Annotated in this window: 18 protein-coding genes and 2 rRNA genes; 16 read left to right on the forward strand and 4 right to left on the reverse strand. The window is 61.6% G+C overall.

Features of this window, described 5'->3' with window-relative positions:
* The 5 genes from JV241A_RS03360 to JV241A_RS03380 form a co-directional block, all read left to right on the forward strand.
* Positions 1-1,750, forward strand: a 23S ribosomal RNA gene (locus tag JV241A_RS03360); the annotation flags it as partial.
* 136 nt (positions 1,751-1,886) lie between these two features.
* Positions 1,887-2,002, forward strand: a 5S ribosomal RNA gene (gene rrf, locus JV241A_RS03365).
* Between the two features lie 206 nt (positions 2,003-2,208).
* The gene (locus tag JV241A_RS03370; RefSeq protein ID WP_115085274.1) at positions 2,209-2,868 is read left to right on the forward strand and encodes a paraquat-inducible protein A; all 660 of its coding nucleotides are present in this window, start codon (positions 2,209-2,211) and stop codon (positions 2,866-2,868) included.
* A complete protein-coding gene (locus JV241A_RS03375) occupies positions 2,855-3,478 on the forward strand; it encodes a paraquat-inducible protein A (protein ID WP_134061355.1) in 624 nt (207 codons plus the stop codon). The genes JV241A_RS03370 and JV241A_RS03375 overlap by 14 nt, the downstream gene beginning before the upstream one ends.
* Positions 3,471-5,771 carry an MlaD family protein gene (locus tag JV241A_RS03380; protein ID WP_115085276.1) on the forward strand — a complete coding sequence of 767 codons (2,301 nt, stop codon included), beginning with the start codon at positions 3,471-3,473 and terminating at the stop codon, positions 5,769-5,771. Before JV241A_RS03375 ends, JV241A_RS03380 begins: the two co-directional genes overlap by 8 nt.
* A 210-nt stretch (positions 5,772-5,981) precedes the next feature.
* Here the strand turns inward: JV241A_RS03380 and rpsT are convergent, their stop codons facing one another.
* A complete protein-coding gene (rpsT, locus tag JV241A_RS03385) occupies positions 5,982-6,260 on the reverse strand; it encodes a 30S ribosomal protein S20 (RefSeq protein ID WP_010220592.1) in 279 nt (92 codons plus the stop codon).
* Positions 6,261-6,511: 251 nt separating this feature from the next.
* On the opposite strand from rpsT, the gene murJ reads away from it, so the two are divergent.
* The 6 genes from murJ (at position 6,512) to ispH (ending at position 13,847) form a co-directional block, all read left to right on the forward strand.
* Positions 6,512-8,050: a murein biosynthesis integral membrane protein MurJ gene (gene murJ, locus JV241A_RS03395; RefSeq protein WP_115085277.1), complete on the forward strand. Its 1,539-nt coding sequence runs from the start codon at positions 6,512-6,514 to the stop codon at positions 8,048-8,050.
* Between the two features lie 118 nt (positions 8,051-8,168).
* Positions 8,169-9,119 (forward strand): bifunctional riboflavin kinase/FAD synthetase, encoded by a 951-nt coding sequence (gene ribF, locus JV241A_RS03400; RefSeq protein WP_115085278.1) that lies wholly within the window; start codon positions 8,169-8,171, stop codon positions 9,117-9,119.
* Positions 9,116-11,947 (forward strand): isoleucine--tRNA ligase, encoded by a 2,832-nt coding sequence (ileS, locus tag JV241A_RS03405; protein ID WP_134061356.1) that lies wholly within the window; start codon positions 9,116-9,118, stop codon positions 11,945-11,947. The genes ribF and ileS overlap by 4 nt, the downstream gene beginning before the upstream one ends.
* Positions 11,940-12,455 (forward strand): signal peptidase II, encoded by a 516-nt coding sequence (gene lspA, locus JV241A_RS03410; protein WP_115085280.1) that lies wholly within the window; start codon positions 11,940-11,942, stop codon positions 12,453-12,455. The genes ileS and lspA overlap by 8 nt, the downstream gene beginning before the upstream one ends.
* Entirely contained in the window at positions 12,448-12,885 is a 438-nt protein-coding gene (fkpB, locus tag JV241A_RS03415) for an FKBP-type peptidyl-prolyl cis-trans isomerase (protein WP_115085281.1), read from the forward strand. Before lspA ends, fkpB begins: the two co-directional genes overlap by 8 nt.
* Positions 12,886-12,899: 14 nt before the next feature.
* The gene (ispH, locus tag JV241A_RS03420) at positions 12,900-13,847 is read left to right on the forward strand and encodes a 4-hydroxy-3-methylbut-2-enyl diphosphate reductase (protein WP_115085282.1); all 948 of its coding nucleotides are present in this window, start codon (positions 12,900-12,902) and stop codon (positions 13,845-13,847) included.
* On the opposite strand, the gene JV241A_RS03425 is transcribed toward ispH, so the two are convergent.
* Positions 13,836-14,312: a GspH/FimT family protein gene (locus JV241A_RS03425; RefSeq protein WP_240047826.1), complete on the reverse strand. Its 477-nt coding sequence runs from the start codon at positions 14,310-14,312 to the stop codon at positions 13,836-13,838. The two genes, ispH and JV241A_RS03425, sit on opposite strands and share 12 nt — an antisense overlap.
* Before the next feature lie 142 nt (positions 14,313-14,454).
* Between JV241A_RS03425 and JV241A_RS03430 the strand changes: the two genes are divergently transcribed.
* The 5 genes from JV241A_RS03430 to thiO are packed head-to-tail and all read left to right on the forward strand — an operon-like array spanning position 14,455 to position 17,375.
* Positions 14,455-14,667 (forward strand): prepilin-type N-terminal cleavage/methylation domain-containing protein, encoded by a 213-nt coding sequence (locus JV241A_RS03430; RefSeq protein WP_244211877.1) that lies wholly within the window; start codon positions 14,455-14,457, stop codon positions 14,665-14,667.
* Positions 14,664-15,323: a hypothetical protein gene (locus JV241A_RS03435; protein ID WP_134061358.1), complete on the forward strand. Its 660-nt coding sequence runs from the start codon at positions 14,664-14,666 to the stop codon at positions 15,321-15,323. The genes JV241A_RS03430 and JV241A_RS03435 overlap by 4 nt, the downstream gene beginning before the upstream one ends.
* Positions 15,316-15,825, forward strand: coding sequence for a pilus assembly protein PilX (locus JV241A_RS03440; RefSeq protein WP_134061359.1), 510 nt, complete (start codon positions 15,316-15,318; stop codon positions 15,823-15,825). Before JV241A_RS03435 ends, JV241A_RS03440 begins: the two co-directional genes overlap by 8 nt.
* A gap of 20 nt (positions 15,826-15,845) precedes the next feature.
* Entirely contained in the window at positions 15,846-16,244 is a 399-nt protein-coding gene (locus tag JV241A_RS03445) for a type IV pilin protein (protein WP_115085689.1), read from the forward strand.
* A 27-nt stretch (positions 16,245-16,271) separates the two neighbouring features.
* Positions 16,272-17,375, forward strand: coding sequence for a glycine oxidase ThiO (gene thiO, locus JV241A_RS03450; RefSeq protein ID WP_134061360.1), 1,104 nt, complete (start codon positions 16,272-16,274; stop codon positions 17,373-17,375).
* 103 nt (positions 17,376-17,478) lie between these two features.
* On the opposite strand, the gene JV241A_RS03455 is transcribed toward thiO, so the two are convergent.
* Together JV241A_RS03455 and JV241A_RS03460 are read right to left on the reverse strand one after the other, a co-directional pair.
* Positions 17,479-17,709 carry a PP0621 family protein gene (locus tag JV241A_RS03455; protein WP_115085288.1) on the reverse strand — a complete coding sequence of 77 codons (231 nt, stop codon included), beginning with the start codon at positions 17,707-17,709 and terminating at the stop codon, positions 17,479-17,481.
* A gap of 93 nt (positions 17,710-17,802) precedes the next feature.
* Positions 17,803-18,825, reverse strand: coding sequence for an outer membrane protein assembly factor BamD (locus tag JV241A_RS03460; protein ID WP_134061361.1), 1,023 nt, complete (start codon positions 18,823-18,825; stop codon positions 17,803-17,805).
* Positions 18,826-18,921: the final 96 nt, after the last annotated feature.

Here is an 18,921-nt window from a genome sequence, read left to right on the forward strand (position 1 = left end):
CACCGAAGCTACGGGTGTCACTTAGGTGACGCGGTAGAGGAGCGTTCTGTAAGCCTGTGAAGGTGAGTTGAGAAGCTTGCTGGAGGTATCAGAAGTGCGAATGCTGACATGAGTAACGACAATGGGAGTGAAAAACTCCCACGCCGAAAGACCAAGGTTTCCTGCGCAACGTTAATCGACGCAGGGTTAGTCGGTCCCTAAGGCGAGGCTGAAAAGCGTAGTCGATGGAAAACAGGTTAATATTCCTGTACTTCTAGTTATTGCGATGGAGGGACGGAGAAGGCTAGGCCAGCTTGGCGTTGGTTGTCCAAGTTTAAGGTGGTAGGCTGAGATCTTAGGTAAATCCGGGATCTTAAGGCCGAGAGCTGATGACGAGTTGCCTTTAGGCGACGAAGTGGTTGATGCCATGCTTCCAAGAAAAGCTTCTAAGCTTCAGATAACTAGGAACCGTACCCCAAACCGACACAGGTGGTTGGGTAGAGAATACCAAGGCGCTTGAGAGAACTCGGGTGAAGGAACTAGGCAAAATGGCACCGTAACTTCGGGAGAAGGTGCGCCGGTGAGGGTGAAGGACTTGCTCCGTAAGCCCATGCCGGTCGAAGATACCAGGCCGCTGCGACTGTTTATTAAAAACACAGCACTCTGCAAACACGAAAGTGGACGTATAGGGTGTGACGCCTGCCCGGTGCCGGAAGGTTAATTGATGGGGTTAGCTAACGCGAAGCTCTTGATCGAAGCCCCGGTAAACGGCGGCCGTAACTATAACGGTCCTAAGGTAGCGAAATTCCTTGTCGGGTAAGTTCCGACCTGCACGAATGGCGTAACGATGGCGGCGCTGTCTCCACCCGAGACTCAGTGAAATTGAAATCGCTGTGAAGATGCAGTGTATCCGCGGCTAGACGGAAAGACCCCGTGAACCTTTACTATAGCTTTGCACTGGACTTTGAATTTGCTTGTGTAGGATAGGTGGGAGGCTTTGAAGCGTGGACGCCAGTTCGCGTGGAGCCATCCTTGAAATACCACCCTGGCAACTTTGAGGTTCTAACTCAGGTCCGTTATCCGGATCGAGGACAGTGTATGGTGGGTAGTTTGACTGGGGCGGTCTCCTCCTAAAGAGTAACGGAGGAGTACGAAGGTGCGCTCAGACCGGTCGGAAATCGGTCGTAGAGTATAAAGGCAAAAGCGCGCTTGACTGCGAGACAGACACGTCGAGCAGGTACGAAAGTAGGTCTTAGTGATCCGGTGGTTCTGTATGGAAGGGCCATCGCTCAACGGATAAAAGGTACTCCGGGGATAACAGGCTGATACCGCCCAAGAGTTCATATCGACGGCGGTGTTTGGCACCTCGATGTCGGCTCATCACATCCTGGGGCTGAAGCCGGTCCCAAGGGTATGGCTGTTCGCCATTTAAAGTGGTACGCGAGCTGGGTTTAGAACGTCGTGAGACAGTTCGGTCCCTATCTGCCGTGGACGTTTGAGATTTGAGAGGGGCTGCTCCTAGTACGAGAGGACCGGAGTGGACGAACCTCTGGTGTTCCGGTTGTCACGCCAGTGGCATTGCCGGGTAGCTATGTTCGGAAGAGATAACCGCTGAAAGCATCTAAGCGGGAAACTTGCCTCAAGATGAGATCTCACTGGAGCCTTGAGCTCCCTGAAGGGCCGTCGAAGACTACGACGTTGATAGGTTGGGTGTGTAAGCGCTGTGAGGCGTTGAGCTAACCAATACTAATTGCCCGTGAGGCTTGACCATATAACACCCAAGCAATTTGCGTCGAATGACCAGATTGCGGTGTTGTGAAGACTGCAAAGCCGAGAATTTGTAACTCACAATCATCACATACCCGATTCGCTGGAGTGTCTAACAAGACCTTCTGGCAACAGAATTTCTTGACGACCATAGAGCATTGGAACCACCTGATCCCATCCCGAACTCAGCAGTGAAACGATGCATCGCCGATGGTAGTGTGGGGTTTCCCCATGTGAGAGTAGGTCATCGTCAAGATTAAATTCCGAAACCCCTATCTGCGTATGCAGGTAGGGGTTTTGTCTTTCTGGCATTTTCCTCTGTGCGCACTGTCCCTGTGGGAGTGGCGGTGCGACGCCTCGACTTGCCCCGCGATGCGATGTGGCTGACAGAAGGGTATCGCGGGGCAAGCCCGCTCCTACATCGGTTAGAATAGCGCCCTCGCGTTGACTCAGAAGTTCACTATGTCAGAACCTGCCGACCCCCATCAGCTCGCCGACTTGCCCCTCAATGACCTGGTGGCCTGTCACGAATGCGACCTGCTGATGCGCAAGCCTGTGCTCAAGCAGGACGAAAAGGCCCACTGCCCGCGCTGTGGCTACGAGCTCTACGCCCATCGGCACAATGTGGTCCAGCGCAGCCTGGCCCTGGTGCTGGCAGCCTTGCTGCTCTATGTACCGGCCAACTTCTTGCCGATCATGCAATTGCACCTGCTCGGCCAAAGCTCCGACGACACCGTCTGGAGTGGCGTGGTCGGGTTGTACAACACCGGTATGCGCGGCGTGGCAGTGGTGGTGTTTCTTTGCAGCATGGCCATTCCCTTGCTCAAACTGCTGTGCCAGCTGGCTGTGCTGTTGAGCATTCGCCTGAACATCGGCCGCAGTTACGGTTTGTTGCTCTATCGGATTTATCACCATCTACGCGATTGGGGCATGCTCGAGGTCTATTTCATGGGTGTGCTGGTGGCGATGGTCAAGCTGGTCGACCTGGCGGAGCTGAGCCTGGGCCTGGGCCTGGCCTGCTTTATCAGTTTGTTGTTGGTGCAGGTGTGGCTGGAGGTGGTGATGTCGCCCCACCAGATATGGAGCGCTTTATCGGGGGAAGACCTGCATGCGTGCGATTGATGCTGGCATTCTGGTTTGTGGTGAATGCCACGAGCTGAATCGCCAGGGGCCGGACAGTGACGCGCAAACCTGCACCCGCTGTGGCGCAGTGGTGCACGCACGGCGGCCAAACAGCCTGGTGCGAACCTGGGCGTTGCTGATGACCTCGGCAATCTTGTACATCCCGGCCAATGTGCTGCCGATCATGACCGTCAGCGCCTTGGGGCAGGGCAGCCCGGACACCATCATGTCCGGCGTCATCACCCTGATGAAGCACGGCATGCTGCCGATCGCTGCGGTGGTGTTCATCGCCAGTATCCTGGTGCCGACCTTCAAGCTGGTGGGCATTGCCCTGCTGCTTTATTCGGTGCAGCGCCACCAACCGTTGTCGGCGCGGCAACGGATTCTGATGTACCGCTTCATCGAATTCATCGGACGCTGGTCGATGCTGGATATTTTCGTGATCGCCATTTTGGTGGCGGTGGTGAATTTCGGCAGGATCGCCAGTGTCGAAGCCAATCTGGGCGCCGTCGCCTTCGCCAGTGTGGTGATTCTGACGATGCTCGCTGCAGTAACCTTCGATCCCCGACTGATTTGGGATAACACGGAGTCGGATGACGACCATGAGTGATTTGCCTACGGCTAAAACCCGCCCAGCTTCGAACTGGTCGGCCATATGGATATTGCCCCTGATCGCCCTGGTGATCGGTGGCTGGCTTGGCTGGCAGGCCTATCGCGAGTCAGGGGTGAACATCCAGGTCCGCTTTGAAAGCGGTGAAGGTATCGTCGCCAACAAGACCGAAGTGGTCTTCAAGGGTATGTCGGTCGGTAAGGTGAAAGAGCTGGTACTGGATGCCAAGGGCAGCAATACCGGGGTCATCGCCACCATTGAGATGAACAAGGAAGCCGAGCCGCACCTGAACACCGGGACGCGCTTCTGGCTGGTCAAGCCGAGCGTCAGCCTGGCCGGGATCACCGGCCTGGAAACCCTGGTCTCAGGCAACTACATTGCCGTGAGCCCGGGGCAGGGCGAGCCGACCAAGCGCTTCAAGGCGCTGGATGAGGCGCCGCCGTTGTCCGACAGCGAGCCGGGCCTGCACCTGACCCTCAAGGCTGACCGCCTGGGCTCGCTCAACCGCGACAGCCCGGTGTTCTACAAGCAGATCCAGGTCGGCCGGGTGAAGAGCTATCGCCTGGCCGAAGACCAGGGTACGGTCGAGATCAAGGTGTTCATCGAGCCGGCCTATGCCGCCCTTGTGCGCAAACATACGCGGTTCTGGAACGCCAGCGGCGTCAGCATCGATGCCGACCTTTCCGGAGTGAAGGTCCGTAGTGAATCGCTGGCCAGTATTGTCGCCGGCGGCATCGCCTTCGCCACGCCCGAGCACCGCAAGGACAGCCCGCCAACCGACCCGAACCTGCCGTTCCGCCTGTACGAAGACTTTGATGCGGCCCAGGCCGGTATTCGCGTCAAGGTCAAGCTAAGCGACTTCGAGGGCCTGCAGGCCGGGCGTACTCCGGTAATGTACAAAGGTATCCAGGTCGGCTCGCTGAAGACCCTCAAGGTCGATGCCGACCTGGCTAGCGCCATGGCCGAGCTGACCCTCGATCCGCTGGCCGAAGACTACCTGGTCGACGGCACGCAGTTCTGGGTGGTCAAACCGTCGATCTCCCTGGCCGGTATTACCGGCCTGGAGGCGCTGGTCAAAGGTAACTACATCGCCATCCGCCCGGGCGACAAGGGCGCGACACCGCAGCGTGAGTTCGAGGCGCGGGCCAAGGCGCCGCCACTGGACCTCAAGGCACCGGGGCTGCATCTGGTGCTGTACAGCGACAACCTCGGTTCGCTGGAAGTCGGCAGCCCGATCCTCTACCGTCAGGTCAAGGTCGGTACGGTGCAGAGCTACCAGTTCTCGAAGAAGAGCAAACGCCTGCTGATCGGCGTGCATATCGAGAAAGAGTACGCCGGCCTGGTCAACGGTTCGACGCGCTTCTGGAATGCCAGCGGCATTACCCTGAGCGGTGGCCTGTCGGGCATCCAGATCAAGAGTGAATCGCTGCAAAGCCTGATGGCCGGCGGTATTGCCTTCGACACACCGATCCCGAATGTGAAGCTCAAGCGTCGTATTCCGTTCTTCCTCCTGCATGAAGACCAGGAGGCAGCCAACCGCAGCGGAACCACGGTGACCATCCGTGTCGATCGCGCAGACGGCCTCAAGGTGGGCACGCCGGTTCGCTTCAAGGGCCTGGATGTCGGCAAGGTCGAGCAGGTCGACCTGACCAAGGATTTGCAGGCGGTGCTGCTCAAGGCGCGGATCACCGAGGTGCCGGAGCGCATTGCCCGCGAAGGTACACAGTTCTGGGTGGTCAAGCCTGCCCTGGGCATCGTCAAGACTGCCAACCTGGAAACCCTGGTCACCGGTCAGTACCTGGAAGTGCAGCCGGCCGTGAGAAGCGCAGGGCCACAGCTCAACTTCAATGCATTGCCACAGGCGCCGGACTTCTCCGAGCGCGAAGCCGGCTTGTCGCTGGTGCTCAGTGCTGCGCGGCGGGGTTCGATCAAGCCGGGCGTGCCAGTGACCTACCGCGAGATTCCGGTGGGCAAGGTTACCGGTTTCGAGTTGGGGCAGACGGCGGATCGGGTGTTGATCCACATCCTCATCGAGCCCAGGTACGCAGCGCTGGTACGTAGTGGAAGCCGTTTCTGGAACAGCAGCGGCTTTGGCTTCGACATCGGCCTGTTCAAGGGCGCTACGGTACGAACCGAGTCGCTGGAGACCCTGATCGAGGGCGGTATTGCCTTCGCAACGCCGGACGGCGAGAAGATCGGTAACCCGGCCCGTCCGCAGCAGACCTTTGCCCTGTTCGACAAGGCCGAGGATGAATGGCTGCAGTGGGCACCGAAGATTCAGATTGGTAAGTAGCAAACACCCCGGGCTGCATTGCAGCCCATTGTGGGAGCTGGCTTGCCAGCGATGAGGCCGGTCCAGGCTACCCATCTGGTGTTGCCTGGGCTGCGACCGCTTTGCGGTCGATCGCTGGCAAGCCAGCTCCCACAGGGTTAAAGGTCAATCTCAGGAATCACAGGCAATAAAAAACCGACCCTAGGGTCGGTTTTTCAACAAGCATGTCGCTTAGGCAGCTGCAGCTTCTTTCAGCGCCTTGATGTGGCCATTCAGACGGCCTTTATGGCGAGCAGCCTTGTTCTTGTGGATGATACCTTTATCGGCCATACGGTCGATAACTGGAACAGCCAGAGTGTAAGCAGCTTGCGCTTTTTCGGCGTCTTTTGCGTCGATGGCTTTAACTACATTCTTGATGTAGGTACGAACCATGGAACGCAGGCTGGCGTTGTGGCTGCGACGCTTCTCAGCCTGTTTTGCACGTTTTTTGGCGGAAGGTGAGTTGGCCACCGTCGAGCTCCTCGAAAGACTTGGTAAATAGCAAACAAAATAGGCCGCGAATCATGCCGATGAGTTGATCGGTTGTCAAGGGCACTTGCATGGTTCCGCTGAGTGGTCGTTCTGTACAAGGGAGTGATTCCCTTCTGCGGCACGACCTGTAAACTCGGGAGCTTTTGCTCTGCTTGCGTTGCGGCGCGGAGTATCGCACAACTGGGCGCGTTGCGGCACAGCCCTTTATCCTCAGGCGTGAAAAACTTTCGATGAATCTTCTTAAATCCCTGGCCGCGGTCAGCTCCATCACCATGATCTCGCGGGTGCTGGGCTTTGTCCGTGACACCATCCTGGCACGGGTGTTCGGCGCAGGCGTGGCCACCGACGCCTTCTTCATTGCCTTCAAACTGCCCAACCTGCTGCGGCGCATCTTTGCCGAAGGCGCGTTTTCCCAGGCGTTCGTGCCGATCCTGGCCGAATACAAGACCCAGCAAGGCGAGGAGGCGACCCGTACCTTCATCGCCTACGTCAGCGGCCTGCTGACCCTGGTGCTGGCCCTGGTGACTGCCCTGGGCATCCTCGCCGCACCCTGGGTGGTGTGGGTAACGGCGCCGGGCTTTGTCGACAGCGCCGAGAAATACCAGCTGACCACCGACCTGCTGCGGGTGACCTTTCCTTATATATTGCTGATCTCGCTGTCCTCGCTGGCCGGGGCCATCCTCAATACCTGGAACCGTTTTTCGGTGCCGGCCTTCGTGCCAACCCTGCTCAACGTGGCGATGATCGGCTTTACCCTGTTCCTCACGCCGTACTTCGATCCGCCGATCATGGCCCTGGCCTGGGGCGTGCTGGCCGGTGGCCTGGCGCAATTGCTGTACCAGCTGCCACACCTGAAGAAGATCGGCATGCTTGTGCTGCCGCGCCTTAACCTGCGCGATACCGGCGTGTGGCGGGTGCTCAAGCAGATGCTGCCGGCGATCCTCGGGGTGTCGGTCAGCCAGATCTCGCTGATCATCAACACCATTTTCGCCTCGTTCCTGGTGGCGGGCTCGGTGTCGTGGATGTACTACGCCGATCGCCTGATGGAACTGCCGTCCGGTGTGCTTGGCGTGGCCCTGGGCACCATCCTGCTGCCCACCCTGGCCAAGACTTACGCCAACCGTGACCGCCACGAGTATTCGCGAATCCTCGACTGGGGCCTGCGCCTGTGCTTCTTGCTGGTGCTGCCGTGCACCCTGGCCATGGCCATCCTCGCCGAGCCGCTGACCGTGGCGTTGTTCCAGTACGGTAAATTCAGCGCTTTTGATGCGGCGATGACCCAGCGTGCCCTGATCGCTTACTCGGTCGGCCTGCTGGCAATTATTCTGGTCAAGGTGCTGGCACCGGGCTTCTATGCCCAACAGAACATCCGTACCCCGGTGAAGATCGCCATCTTCACCCTGGTCTGTACCCAGTTGTTCAACCTGGTCTTCATTACCCACCTGCAGCACGCCGGCCTGGCCCTGGCCATCAGTCTGGGCGCCTGCCTGAATGCTGGCCTTTTGTACTGGAAGCTGCGTCAGCAGCAGTTGTTCCAGCCACAACCGGGCTGGGCCAAGTTCCTCGCCAAGCTGGTGGTGGCGGTATTGCTGATGTCGGCGGTATTGCTGGTGGGCATGCACTACATGCCGGCCTGGGCCGAAGGGCAGATGCTCGAGCGCTTCCTGCGCCTGGGTGCGCTGATCCTGGCCGGGGTCGTGACCTATTTCGGCTGTCTGGTGCTGTTTGGTTTTCGCCCGCGTGACTTCGCCCGCAAGGCGTTGCATTAAGGCCTGACGACGGTCAGACGTCGGTTTTACACATTCCACGCCACGGGGTGACGCTGCTGCCTGTCGTCAACGCCCGGGTGTGGTTATAATCGACCACTTTATGAGCAAGAAGCGCGTTATGCAGCTGGTTCGAGGCCTCCACAACCTGCGCCCCCAGCACCGGGGCTGTGTCGCCACTATTGGCAACTTCGACGGTGTTCACCGCGGCCACCAGGCAATCCTGGCGCGCCTGCGTGAGCGAGCGGACGAGTTGGGCGTGCCCAGCTGCGTGGTGATTTTCGAGCCACAGCCGCGTGAGTACTTTGCCCCCGACACCGCGCCCGCGCGCCTGGCCCGCCTGCGCGACAAGGTCGCCCTGCTGGCCGCCGCAGGCGTCGACCGGGTGCTGTGCCTGGCGTTCAACCAGCGCCTGAGCAAGCTCAGCGCCGCCGAGTTCGTCGACACCATCCTGGTCGACGGCCTGGGCGTCAAGCACCTGGAAGTGGGCGACGATTTCCGCTTCGGCTGCGACCGGGTCGGTGATTTCGACTTCCTCGAGCAAGCCGGCATCCTCCAGGGCTTTACCGTCGAGGAAGCGCAAACCGTCGAGCTCGACGGCCTGCGGGTCAGCAGCACGCAAGTGCGCGATGCCCTGGCCAGTGCCGACTTCGCCCTGGCCGAGCGCCTGCTGGGCCGGCCGTTCCGCATCCGCGGGCGCGTGCTGCACGGGCAGAAGCTGGCGCGCCAGCTGGGTACCCCGACGGCCAACATCCAGCTCAAGCGCCATCGCGTACCGCTCACCGGTGTCTACCTGGTCAGCGTCGAAGTCGATGGCAAGAACTGGCCGGGTGTCGCCAACATCGGCGTACGGCCAACCGTTTCAGGTGATGGCAAAGCCCACCTGGAAGTACATCTTCTGGATTTTGCCGGCGATCTCTATGGCCGGCGTCTGACGGTGGAATTCCACCACAAGCTGCGTGAAGAGCAGCGATTCGCCTCCCTGGAGGCGCTGAAGTCGGCGATCGATGCGGATATCGCCGCCGCACGTGCCCATTGGCACGGTCAACCGCTAACGAAGAGCCTGAAATGACCGACTATAAAGCCACGCTAAACCTTCCGGACACCGCCTTCCCGATGAAGGCCGGCCTGCCACAGCGCGAACCGCAGATCCTGCAGCGTTGGGACAGCATTGGCCTGTACCAGAAGCTGCGCGAAATTGGCAAGGATCGTCCGAAGTTCGTGCTGCACGACGGCCCGCCCTACGCCAACGGCAAGATCCACATCGGTCATGCGCTGAACAAGATTCTCAAGGACATGATTGTCCGCTCCAAGACCCTGTCCGGTTTCGACGCCCCGTACGTCCCGGGCTGGGACTGCCACGGCCTGCCGATCGAGCACAAGGTTGAAGTGACCCATGGCAAGCACCTGAGCGCCGACCAGACCCGCGAGCTGTGCCGTGCCTATGCCGCCGAGCAGATCGAAGGGCAGAAGACCGAGTTCATCCGCCTGGGCGTGCTGGGCGACTGGGACAACCCGTACAAGACCATGAACTTCGCCAACGAAGCCGGTGAAATCCGCGCGCTGGCTGAAATGGTCAAGCACGGCTTCGTGTTCAAGGGCCTCAAGCCGGTCAACTGGTGTTTCGATTGCGGTTCGGCCCTGGCCGAAGCCGAGGTCGAGTACGCCGACAAGAAATCGCAGACCATCGACGTCGCCTTCCCGGTGGTCGATGACGCCAAGCTGGCCGCCGCTTTCGGCCTGGCGTCGCTGGCAAAACCTGCCTCGATCGTGATCTGGACCACCACGCCGTGGACCATCCCGGCCAACCAGGCGCTGAACGTCCACCCGGAGTTCAACTACGCCCTGGTCGATACCGGCGACAAGCTGCTGGTGCTGGCTGAAGAACTGGTCGAATCGTGCCTGAAGCGTTATTCGCTGGAAGGTTCGGTAATCGCCACCGCGCCAGGCTCGGCCCTGGAGCTGATCAACTTCCGTCACCCGTTCTACGATCGTCTGTCGCCGGTGTACTTGGCCGACTACGTCGAGCTGGGCGCCGGTACCGGTGTGGTTCACTCCTCGCCAGCCTATGGTGAAGACGACTTCGTCACCTGCAAGCGCTACGGCATGGTCAACGACGACATCCTCACCCCGGTGCAGAGCAACGGTGTGTACGTGCCGTCGCTGGAATTCTTCGGCGGCCAGTTCATCTGGAAAGCCAACCCGGCCATCGTCGAAAAACTTTCGGAAGTCGGTGCGCTGATGCACACCGAAACCATCAGCCACAGCTACATGCACTGCTGGCGCCACAAGACCCCGTTGATCTATCGCGCCACTGCGCAATGGTTCGTCGGCATGGACAAGCAGCCCGACAACGGCGAGACCCTGCGCGAGCGTGCGGTCAAGGCCATCGAAGAGACCAAGTTCGTCCCGGCCTGGGGCCAGGCGCGCCTGCACTCGATGATCGCCAACCGCCCGGACTGGTGCATCTCGCGTCAGCGTAACTGGGGTGTACCGATCCCGTTCTTCCTCGACAAGCAAACCGGCGAGCTGCACCCGCGCACCGTCGAGCTGATGGAAGAAGTGGCCAAGCGCGTCGAGAAAGAAGGCATCGAAGCCTGGTTCAAGCTCGACGCTGCCGAGCTGCTCGGTGACGAGGCCGGCCAGTACGACAAGATCGCCGACACCCTCGACGTCTGGTTCGACTCCGGCACCACCCACTGGCACGTGCTGCGTGGCTCGCACAGCATCGGCCACGAAACCGGCCCGCGCGCCGACCTGTACCTGGAAGGTTCCGACCAGCACCGCGGCTGGTTCCATTCCTCGCTGCTGACCGGCTGCGCCATCGACAACCACGCGCCATACCGCGAGCTGCTGACTCACGGCTTCACCGTCGACGAAAACGGCCGCAAGATGTCCAAGTCGCTGGGTAACACCATCGAGCCGCAGAAGGTCAACGACACCCTGGGTGCCGACATCCTGCGCCTGTGGGTTTCGGCCACCGACTACTCCGGCGAAATGGCGGTTTCCGAGCAGATCCTGCAGCGCAGCGCCGACGCCTACCGGCGTATCCGCAACACCGCGCGCTTCCTGCTCTCCAACCTGTCCGGCTTCGACCCGGCCCGCGACCTGCTGCCGGCCGAAGACATGCTGGCGCTGGACCGCTGGGCGGTCGACCGTACCCTGCTGCTGCAGCGCGAGCTGGAAGAGCACTACGGCGAATACCGCTTCTGGAACGTCTACTCGAAGATCCACAACTTCTGCGTGCAGGAGCTGGGCGGCTTCTACCTGGACATCATCAAGGACCGTCAGTACACCACGGGTGCCAACAGTGTTGCCCGTCGTTCCTGCCAGACCGCGCTGTACCACATCAGCGAAGCGCTGGTGCGCTGGATCGCGCCGATCCTGGCGTTCACCGCCGACGAGCTGTGGCAGTACCTGCCGGGCGAGCGCAACGAATCGGTCATGCTCAACACCTGGTACGAAGGCCTGAGCGAGTTGCCGGAAGGCTTCGAACTGGGTCGCGCCTACTGGGACCGCGTGATGGCCGCCAAGACTGCGGTCAACAAGGAACTGGAAAACCAGCGTGCGGCCAAGGCCATTGGTGGCAACCTGCAAGCCGAAGTCACCCTGTTCGCCGACGACGCCCTGAGCGCCGACCTGAACAAGCTGGGCGACGAGCTGCGCTTCGTGCTGATCACCTCGGCGGCCAGCGTTGCGCCGTTCGCCCAGGCTCCAGCCGATGCGGTCGAGACCGAAGTGCCTGGCCTCAAGCTGAAAGTGGTCAAGTCCGGCCATGCCAAGTGCGGCCGTTGCTGGCACTTCCGCGCAGACGTGGGCTCGAACCCCGAGCACCCGGAAATCTGCGCCCGTTGCGCCGACAACATCGGCGGCAAAGGCGAGGTGCGCCACTATGCCTAACCCTGGTGTGGGGCGCTTCGGGCGCCTCAGCTGGCTGTGGCTGAGCGTGCTGGTCCTGGTCCTCGACCAGGCCAGCAAGTTCTACTTCGAGGGCGCGCTGAGCCTGTACCAGCAGATCGTGGTCATCCCTGACTACTTCAGCTGGACCCTGGCCTACAACACCGGTGCTGCCTTCAGCTTCCTGGCTGACAGCTCCGGCTGGCAGCGCTGGCTGTTCGCCCTGATCGCCGTGGTGGTCAGCGCCGTGCTGGTGGTCTGGCTCAAGCGCCTGGGGCGCAGCGAGACCTGGCTGGCCGTCGCGCTGGCGCTGGTGCTCGGCGGCGCGCTGGGCAACCTGTACGACCGCATCGTGCTTGGCCACGTGGTCGACTTCATCCTCGTGCACTGGCAGAACCGCTGGTACTTCCCGGCCTTCAACCTGGCCGACAGCGCCATTACCGTCGGTGCGGTGATGCTGGCGCTGGACATGTTCAAGAGCAAAAAGTCCGGAGAGCCCGTCCATGACTGAGACCCGTATCGGCCAGAACACCGAAGTGACCCTGCACTTCGCGCTGCACCTGGAAAACGGCGACACCGTCGACAGTACCTTTGAAAAGGCGCCGGCGGTGTTCAAGGTCGGCGACGGCAACCTGCTGCCAGGTTTCGAAGCAGCCATCTTCGGCTTCAAGGCCGGTGACAAGCGCACCGTGACCGTCACCCCGGAGAACGCCTTCGGCCAGCCGAACCCGCAGAACGTGCAGATCATTCCCCGCTCGCAGTTCAACGACATGGAACTGTCCGAAGGCCTGCTGGTGATTTTCAACGACGCAGCCAATGCGGAGTTGCCCGGCGTGGTGAAAGCATTCGATGACGCGCAAGTGACCATCGACTTCAATCACCCGCTGGCCGGCAAAACCTTGAACTTCGAGGTGGAAATCCTCGGGGTCAAGGCCCTTTGAGCCAGGAGTCATCCATGCAAATCAAACTCGCCAACCCCCGTGGCTTTTGTGCCGGTGTGGACCGGGCGATCGAAATCGTCAACCGCGCGCTGGAAGTCTTCGGTCCGCCGATCTACGTGCGCCATGAAGTGGTGCACAACAAGTTCGTGGTCGAGGACCTGCGTGCGCGCGGGGCCGTTTTTGTCGAAGAGCTGGACCAGGTACCAGATGACGTCATCGTCATCTTCAGCGCCCACGGTGTTTCCCAGGCCGTGCGCCAGGAAGCGGCGGGGCGCGGCCTGAAGGTGTTCGACGCGACCTGCCCGCTGGTGACCAAGGTGCATATCGAGGTGGCGCGCTACAGCCGCGACGGCCGTGAGTGCATCCTGATCGGCCACGAAGGCCACCCGGAAGTCGAAGGCACCATGGGTCAGTACGACACCAGCAATGGTGGCGCCATCTACCTGGTCGAAGACGAGGACGATGTTGCCAGCCTGCAGGTCAACGACCCGAACAAACTGGCCTTCGTCACCCAGACCACGCTGTCGATGGACGACACCAGCCGGGTGATCGATGCCCTGCGCGCGCGCTTCCCCAATATCGGCGGGCCGCGCAAGGACGACATCTGCTACGCCACCCAGAACCGTCAGGACGCGGTCAAGCAACTGGCCAACGAATGCGACGTGGTGTTGGTGGTCGGCAGCCCGAACAGCTCCAACTCCAACCGCCTGCGTGAGCTGGCCGAGCGCATGTCGACCCCGGCCTACCTGATCGACGGCGCTGAAGACCTGCAAAAAAGCTGGTTCGATGGCGTCGAACGCATTGGTATCACTGCCGGTGCTTCGGCGCCCGAAGTGCTGGTGCGTGGCGTGATCGAGCAGTTGCGGGCCTGGGGTGCCACCGGCGCCGAAGAGCTCGATGGCCGCGAGGAGAACATCACCTTCTCGATGCCCAAAGAGCTGCGCGTGCGTTCATTGATCTGACCCGGCAGCCGCGCACAGCGGCTGCTCGCCGGGCTCCTCGCGCAGGCTGACCCGGCCTGTGTGTGCCAGTACCACCCGGTAGTGGCTGAAGGGATCGGGGCGCTGGCAGACGAACAGCGTCCCGGCCTGAAACGCTCCCCCCTCGTGCAAGGGCACCCCCAGCCCGCTGAAGCGTACCTGCCGGGCCACCGGTTGATTGCCTACGATGCTCACCCGCTCAAGCCGCTGTTGGTACAGCAGCTGTGGGCCGTCCTGCTCCACGACCATGCGCCAGCCGTTGCCCCAGTTATCCTCCAGCGCCTGCAGGCGGACCACCTGGTTACGCAGCAAGGCCTCGCTGCGCGCGGTGCGCAAAGCCTGGGCCAGATCTTTGGCGGCAGCTTGCTGGTGTAGCCCGCTGCTCATGGTGCTGTAGGTCGGCGCGCTGATGTGCGTCAGCACCCCCACCAGCGCTAACGCGAACATCATTTGTATCAGTGTTACGCCCTGTTGCTTCACCGTGCATTCCTCCCTGGAAGTGCTTCTATAGAGTCAGGCCGGCGGACAGGAACGTCCAGTCGGCCGGGTTGGCAAAGGGCTGTGGAAAAGTCGCAGGGGGGAAGGCGCCATGGATGGCGGACGGCAACAAGGAATGAGCCTGATCGAGGTGCTGCTGGCCATGCTGGTGCTGGGGCTGGGTCTGTTTGCTGCTGCGGCTGCGCAAGTGCGGGCGTTGCAGGCTACCGACAGTGCCTTGCAGAGTACCCAGGCGGCGTATCTGCAGCATGGCGTGCTCGAACAGGCGCGGATCAACGGCGCGCTGCAAGGGCCAAGCCGATGAGCCGGCAAGGCGGCGTCGGCCTGGTCGAGGTGTTGCTGGCCCTCAGCCTCGGGTTATTGCTGATACTCGCTGCCAGCCGCTTGTTCCTGGCGGCCAGTCAGAACTGGCAGGCTCAAGGCGTCGCGGCCCAGTTGCAGGAAGACGCGCGCCTGACGTTGCAGCGCATGGCCCAGGACATTCGCATGAGCGGAATGTTCGGCTGCTTGCGCGCGGATGCAATCCACCATGTGCATTCGTCGTCGGCCCAGGCGTTTGCCCAACCGCTGGAAATAACCCGGGCAGCGGATGGGCAACTGCAGCAACTGAGTCTGATCAGCGCCGAAGTGGCTGGTGCAGGTGGACGGCCGAACTGGACGTTGGTCACCGACTGCATTGCCCAGGCCAGGGTCTATCCCGAGGGGCAGGCTGCGCCTGCCGGCCAGTACGCGATACCGATACGGCGCCAGACCTATCGCGTTGATGGCGCAAGCCTGATGCTCGGTAGCGGCGCCAGCTATGCACCGCTGATCGACAACCTCGGCGAACTGCGCGTCGACATCGTCAGGCGAAACACCAACGGCATCGCCGGGCTACGTCTGAGCCTGACCTTGATTGACCCGCAGTCACGGGTCAGGCCGCAGCAGTATCAACTGACGGTAGCGCTGCGCAATGGCTAGGCCCGGCAACCAGCGCGGCGTGATCCTGCTGATCAGCCTGGTGTTGCTGGGGCTGTTGGGTTTGCTCGGCATCTCGGCCATGGTCAGTGCCACCCTGCAGGAGCGCATGGCCGGCAACCTGCTGGCGGTCCTGCAAAGCTTCGAGCATGCGGAGCAGACCTTGCTGCTGGGGGAATCGGGCGTGTCGGGTGTGCTGCCATGCACGTACTGTTTGCCACCCCCTGAAGCCGGGCGGGTGAGGGCTGCAGGTGTATACCGCGGCGAGGGGCCAACGTCCGGCCTGAGCTGGCAACGCGGCGCCAGCGGCTTCTACCTGGTGCAGAACCTTGGCCAGAGCACCCACGCTGCACACCTGCCTGCCAATCTGGCCGTCACGCTTTACCGGATCACCGCAGTCAGCCATGGCGGGGCAGGCCGCAGCGTGCTGGAGAGCGTTTATGCACAGGCTGTAGAAGAGGGCGCCCATCAACCCAGGCGCATCCTCTGGCGGCAGATTCACTAGGAGTTCGATTTATGTCCACCCTGCAGAAAGGTTTGAGCCTGATTGAACTGTTGCTTGTCGTCGCCGTGGTCGGCATTCTGGCGGGCATTGCCTACCCCAGCTACAGCGAACAGGTCCGCAAGGCCGCACGCACGGAAATTGCCGGGTTGCTGTTCGAGAGCGCGCAGATACTGGAGCGTCACTATTCACGCACCGGCCAGTATGCCGACAGCGAAGCCCTGGTCACCCCATTGGCGCCCGGGACCGAGCACTACCGGCTACAAGCCGTTCGTCATTCGACGTCATTCATCCTTACCGCCCGGCGTATTCCGGGTGGCTTGATGACCAGTGACCGCTGCGCCGATTTCGAACTCGACCAGGCCGGTGTGCGCAGCAATCCCGGCGCCGTCGAGGCCGGTCGTGGCTGTTGGGGTGGCTGAGGTTTACTTCAGAAGTTGGATCAATACATGACCAAGCAAGTAGTGATTGTCGGCGGCGGGGTGATCGGCCTGCTGACAGCGTTCAACCTGGCGGCCGACGTCGAGCAGGTGGTGCTGTGTGATCGTGGCGCGCTCGGCCAGGAGTCTTCCTGGGCCGGTGGCGGCATCGTCTCGCCGCTGTACCCGTGGCGCTATAGCGCGGCGGTAACGGCCCTGGCGCACTGGTCGCAGGATTTTTATCCACAGCTGGGCGAGCGCCTGTTCGCCAGCACCGGGGTAGACCCTGAAGTGCACACCACCGGCCTGTACTGGCTGGACCTGGACGACGAAGCCGAAGCCCTGGCCTGGGCCGAGCGCGAAGGGCGGCCGTTGAGCGCTGTGGATATCTCTGCGGCCTATGACGCGGTGCCGGTGCTTGGCGGCGGTTTCCGTCGCGCCATCTATATGGCCGGGGTTGCCAACGTACGTAACCCGCGTCTGGTCAAATCACTCAAGGCCGCCTTGCTGGCGCTGCCGAACGTGAGCATTCGCGAGCACTGCGAAATCACCGGCTTTAGCCGTGAGGGCGAGCGCGTCACCGGTGTCGAAACTGCGAACGGCGCGATCCAGGCCGATCGCGTGGTGCTGACGGCTGGCGCCTGGAGCGGCGACTTGCTGCGGCCATTGGGCCTGGAGCTGCCGGTCGAGCCGGTGAAAGGGCAGATGATTCTGTACAAGTGCGCCGAAGACTTCCTGCCGAGCATGGTGCTGGCCAAGGGGCGCTATGCGATCCCGCGGCGTGACGGGCATATTCTGGTGGGCAGCACCCTGGAGCATGCCGGTTACGACAAGACCCCGACCGGGGAGGCGCTGGAAAGCCTGAAGGCGTCGGCGGTGGAGTTGCTGCCGGCGCTGGCCGATGCCACCCCGGTAGCCCATTGGGCAGGGTTGCGGCCGGGTTCGCCGGAGGGCGTTCCGTACATCGGCGAGGTGCCGGGCTATGCCGGGCTGTGGCTGAACTGCGGGCATTACCGCAATGGCCTGGTGCTGGCGCCGGCGTCCTGCCAGTTGTTTGCGGATTTGTTGCTGGGTCGTGAGCCGATCATTGACCCGGCGCCGTATGCGCCGGCTGGGCGCTTGGCTGCTCTCTAGGGCCCTATCGCCGGCAAGGCCGGCTCCCACAGGAAAGCAGATATCTTCAGACCCCTGCCGTATCTGTGGGAGCTGGCTTGCCAGCGATGGCCGCGCCGCGCAATCAGCGCTGCGCCCCGGGCCCCTGCTCCAGGTGCGCCTGGCTGCAATACCACTGCGCCCCGCGATGCAGCGCCCGGTCACTGGGCAAATGCACGCCGCAATGGGCGCAGCGGACCATCTTCAGCGGGTCTTCGAGGCTGTTGCTTTGCCCAGCAGCATTGCTGGCCTTGAACTTGCGCCACAGCCAGAAGGCGGCAGCAATCAGGGCAATCCAGAAAAGTAGGCGAACCATGGTGTCCAGCTTTGTCAGTGAAGAGCCTTCAGTCTAGGGCTCAGGCATGAAAAAAGGGAGGCCTTGGCCTCCCTTTATCTTTTACACGATGGCTCAGTCGAACACACCGAAGGTCATGTAGCTGAACCAGGAGCGGTCTTCGTTGTTGCCTTCCGCTTCGTGGTTCTCTTCTTCGATGACGTCACCGTTGGCATCTTTAGGCTGCAGCTCTTGCGGGATCGCATCTTTGGCGTCCTGGTACTGCTTGATCACGTCCTGGTTGGCGCGGGTTTCGCCCGGCGGCAGCGGCGTGGCGGTATCGATCAGGCCCAGGGTGGCCTTGGACAGCCACGAGCGGTTGTCGGCCTCGTTCTGCTGCGGCACGAACTGGCCATCGACCAGGCTCGGGTGATCCGGGTAGTTGAGCTTGAGGGTTTCCAGGCTGGTAGCGGCCAGTTCGTCCAGGTGCAGGCGCATGTAGGCTTCGGTCATCACCGCCAGGCCGTCGCCGACCGATGGGGTTTCCTGGAAGTTCTCGACCACGTAGCGGCCACGGTTGGCGGCAGCGACATAGGCCTGACGGGTCAGGTAGTAGTCGGCCACGTGGATTTCGTAGGAGGCCAGCAGGTTGCGCAGGTAGATCATGCGCTGCTTGGCGTCTGGCGAATAGTGGCTGTTGGGGAAGCGGCTGGTCAGCTGGGCGAACTCGTTGTACGAGTCGCGGGCAGCACCCGGGTCACGCTTGGTCATGTCCAGCGGCAGGAAGCGCGCCAGCAGGCCGCGGTCCTGGTCGAAAGAGGTCAGACCCTTGAGGTAGTAGGCGTAGTCGACGTTCGGATGCTGCGGATGCAAGCGAATGAAACGCTCGGCAGCAGACTTGGCAGCCTCTGGCTCGGCGTTCTTGTAGTTCGCGTAGATCAGCTCGAGCTGGGCCTGGTCGGCGTAGCGGCCGAACGGATAGCGCGATTCCAGAGCCTTCAGCTTGCTTGTGGCGCTGGTATAGCTGTGGTTGTCCAGGTCGGCCTGCGCCTGCTGGTACAGCTCGGCTTCGCTCAGGTTTTCGTCGACGACTTCCTTCGAAGAACAAGCAGCGGTCAGTCCGAGGATGGCGATCAGCAGCAGGTGTTTCACTTGCATGGCGGCTTGCGTCCCTATGACGGCCGCTGTCTTGGGCGTGGCCGTCCTGTTATGATGAGCACCCCGATGCAACCCTCGGGGCAAAAGACGTCGTAT

Source organism: Pseudomonas sp. JV241A (genome assembly GCF_900275665.1).
Taxonomy (GTDB): domain Bacteria; phylum Pseudomonadota; class Gammaproteobacteria; order Pseudomonadales; family Pseudomonadaceae; genus Aquipseudomonas; species Aquipseudomonas wadenswilerensis.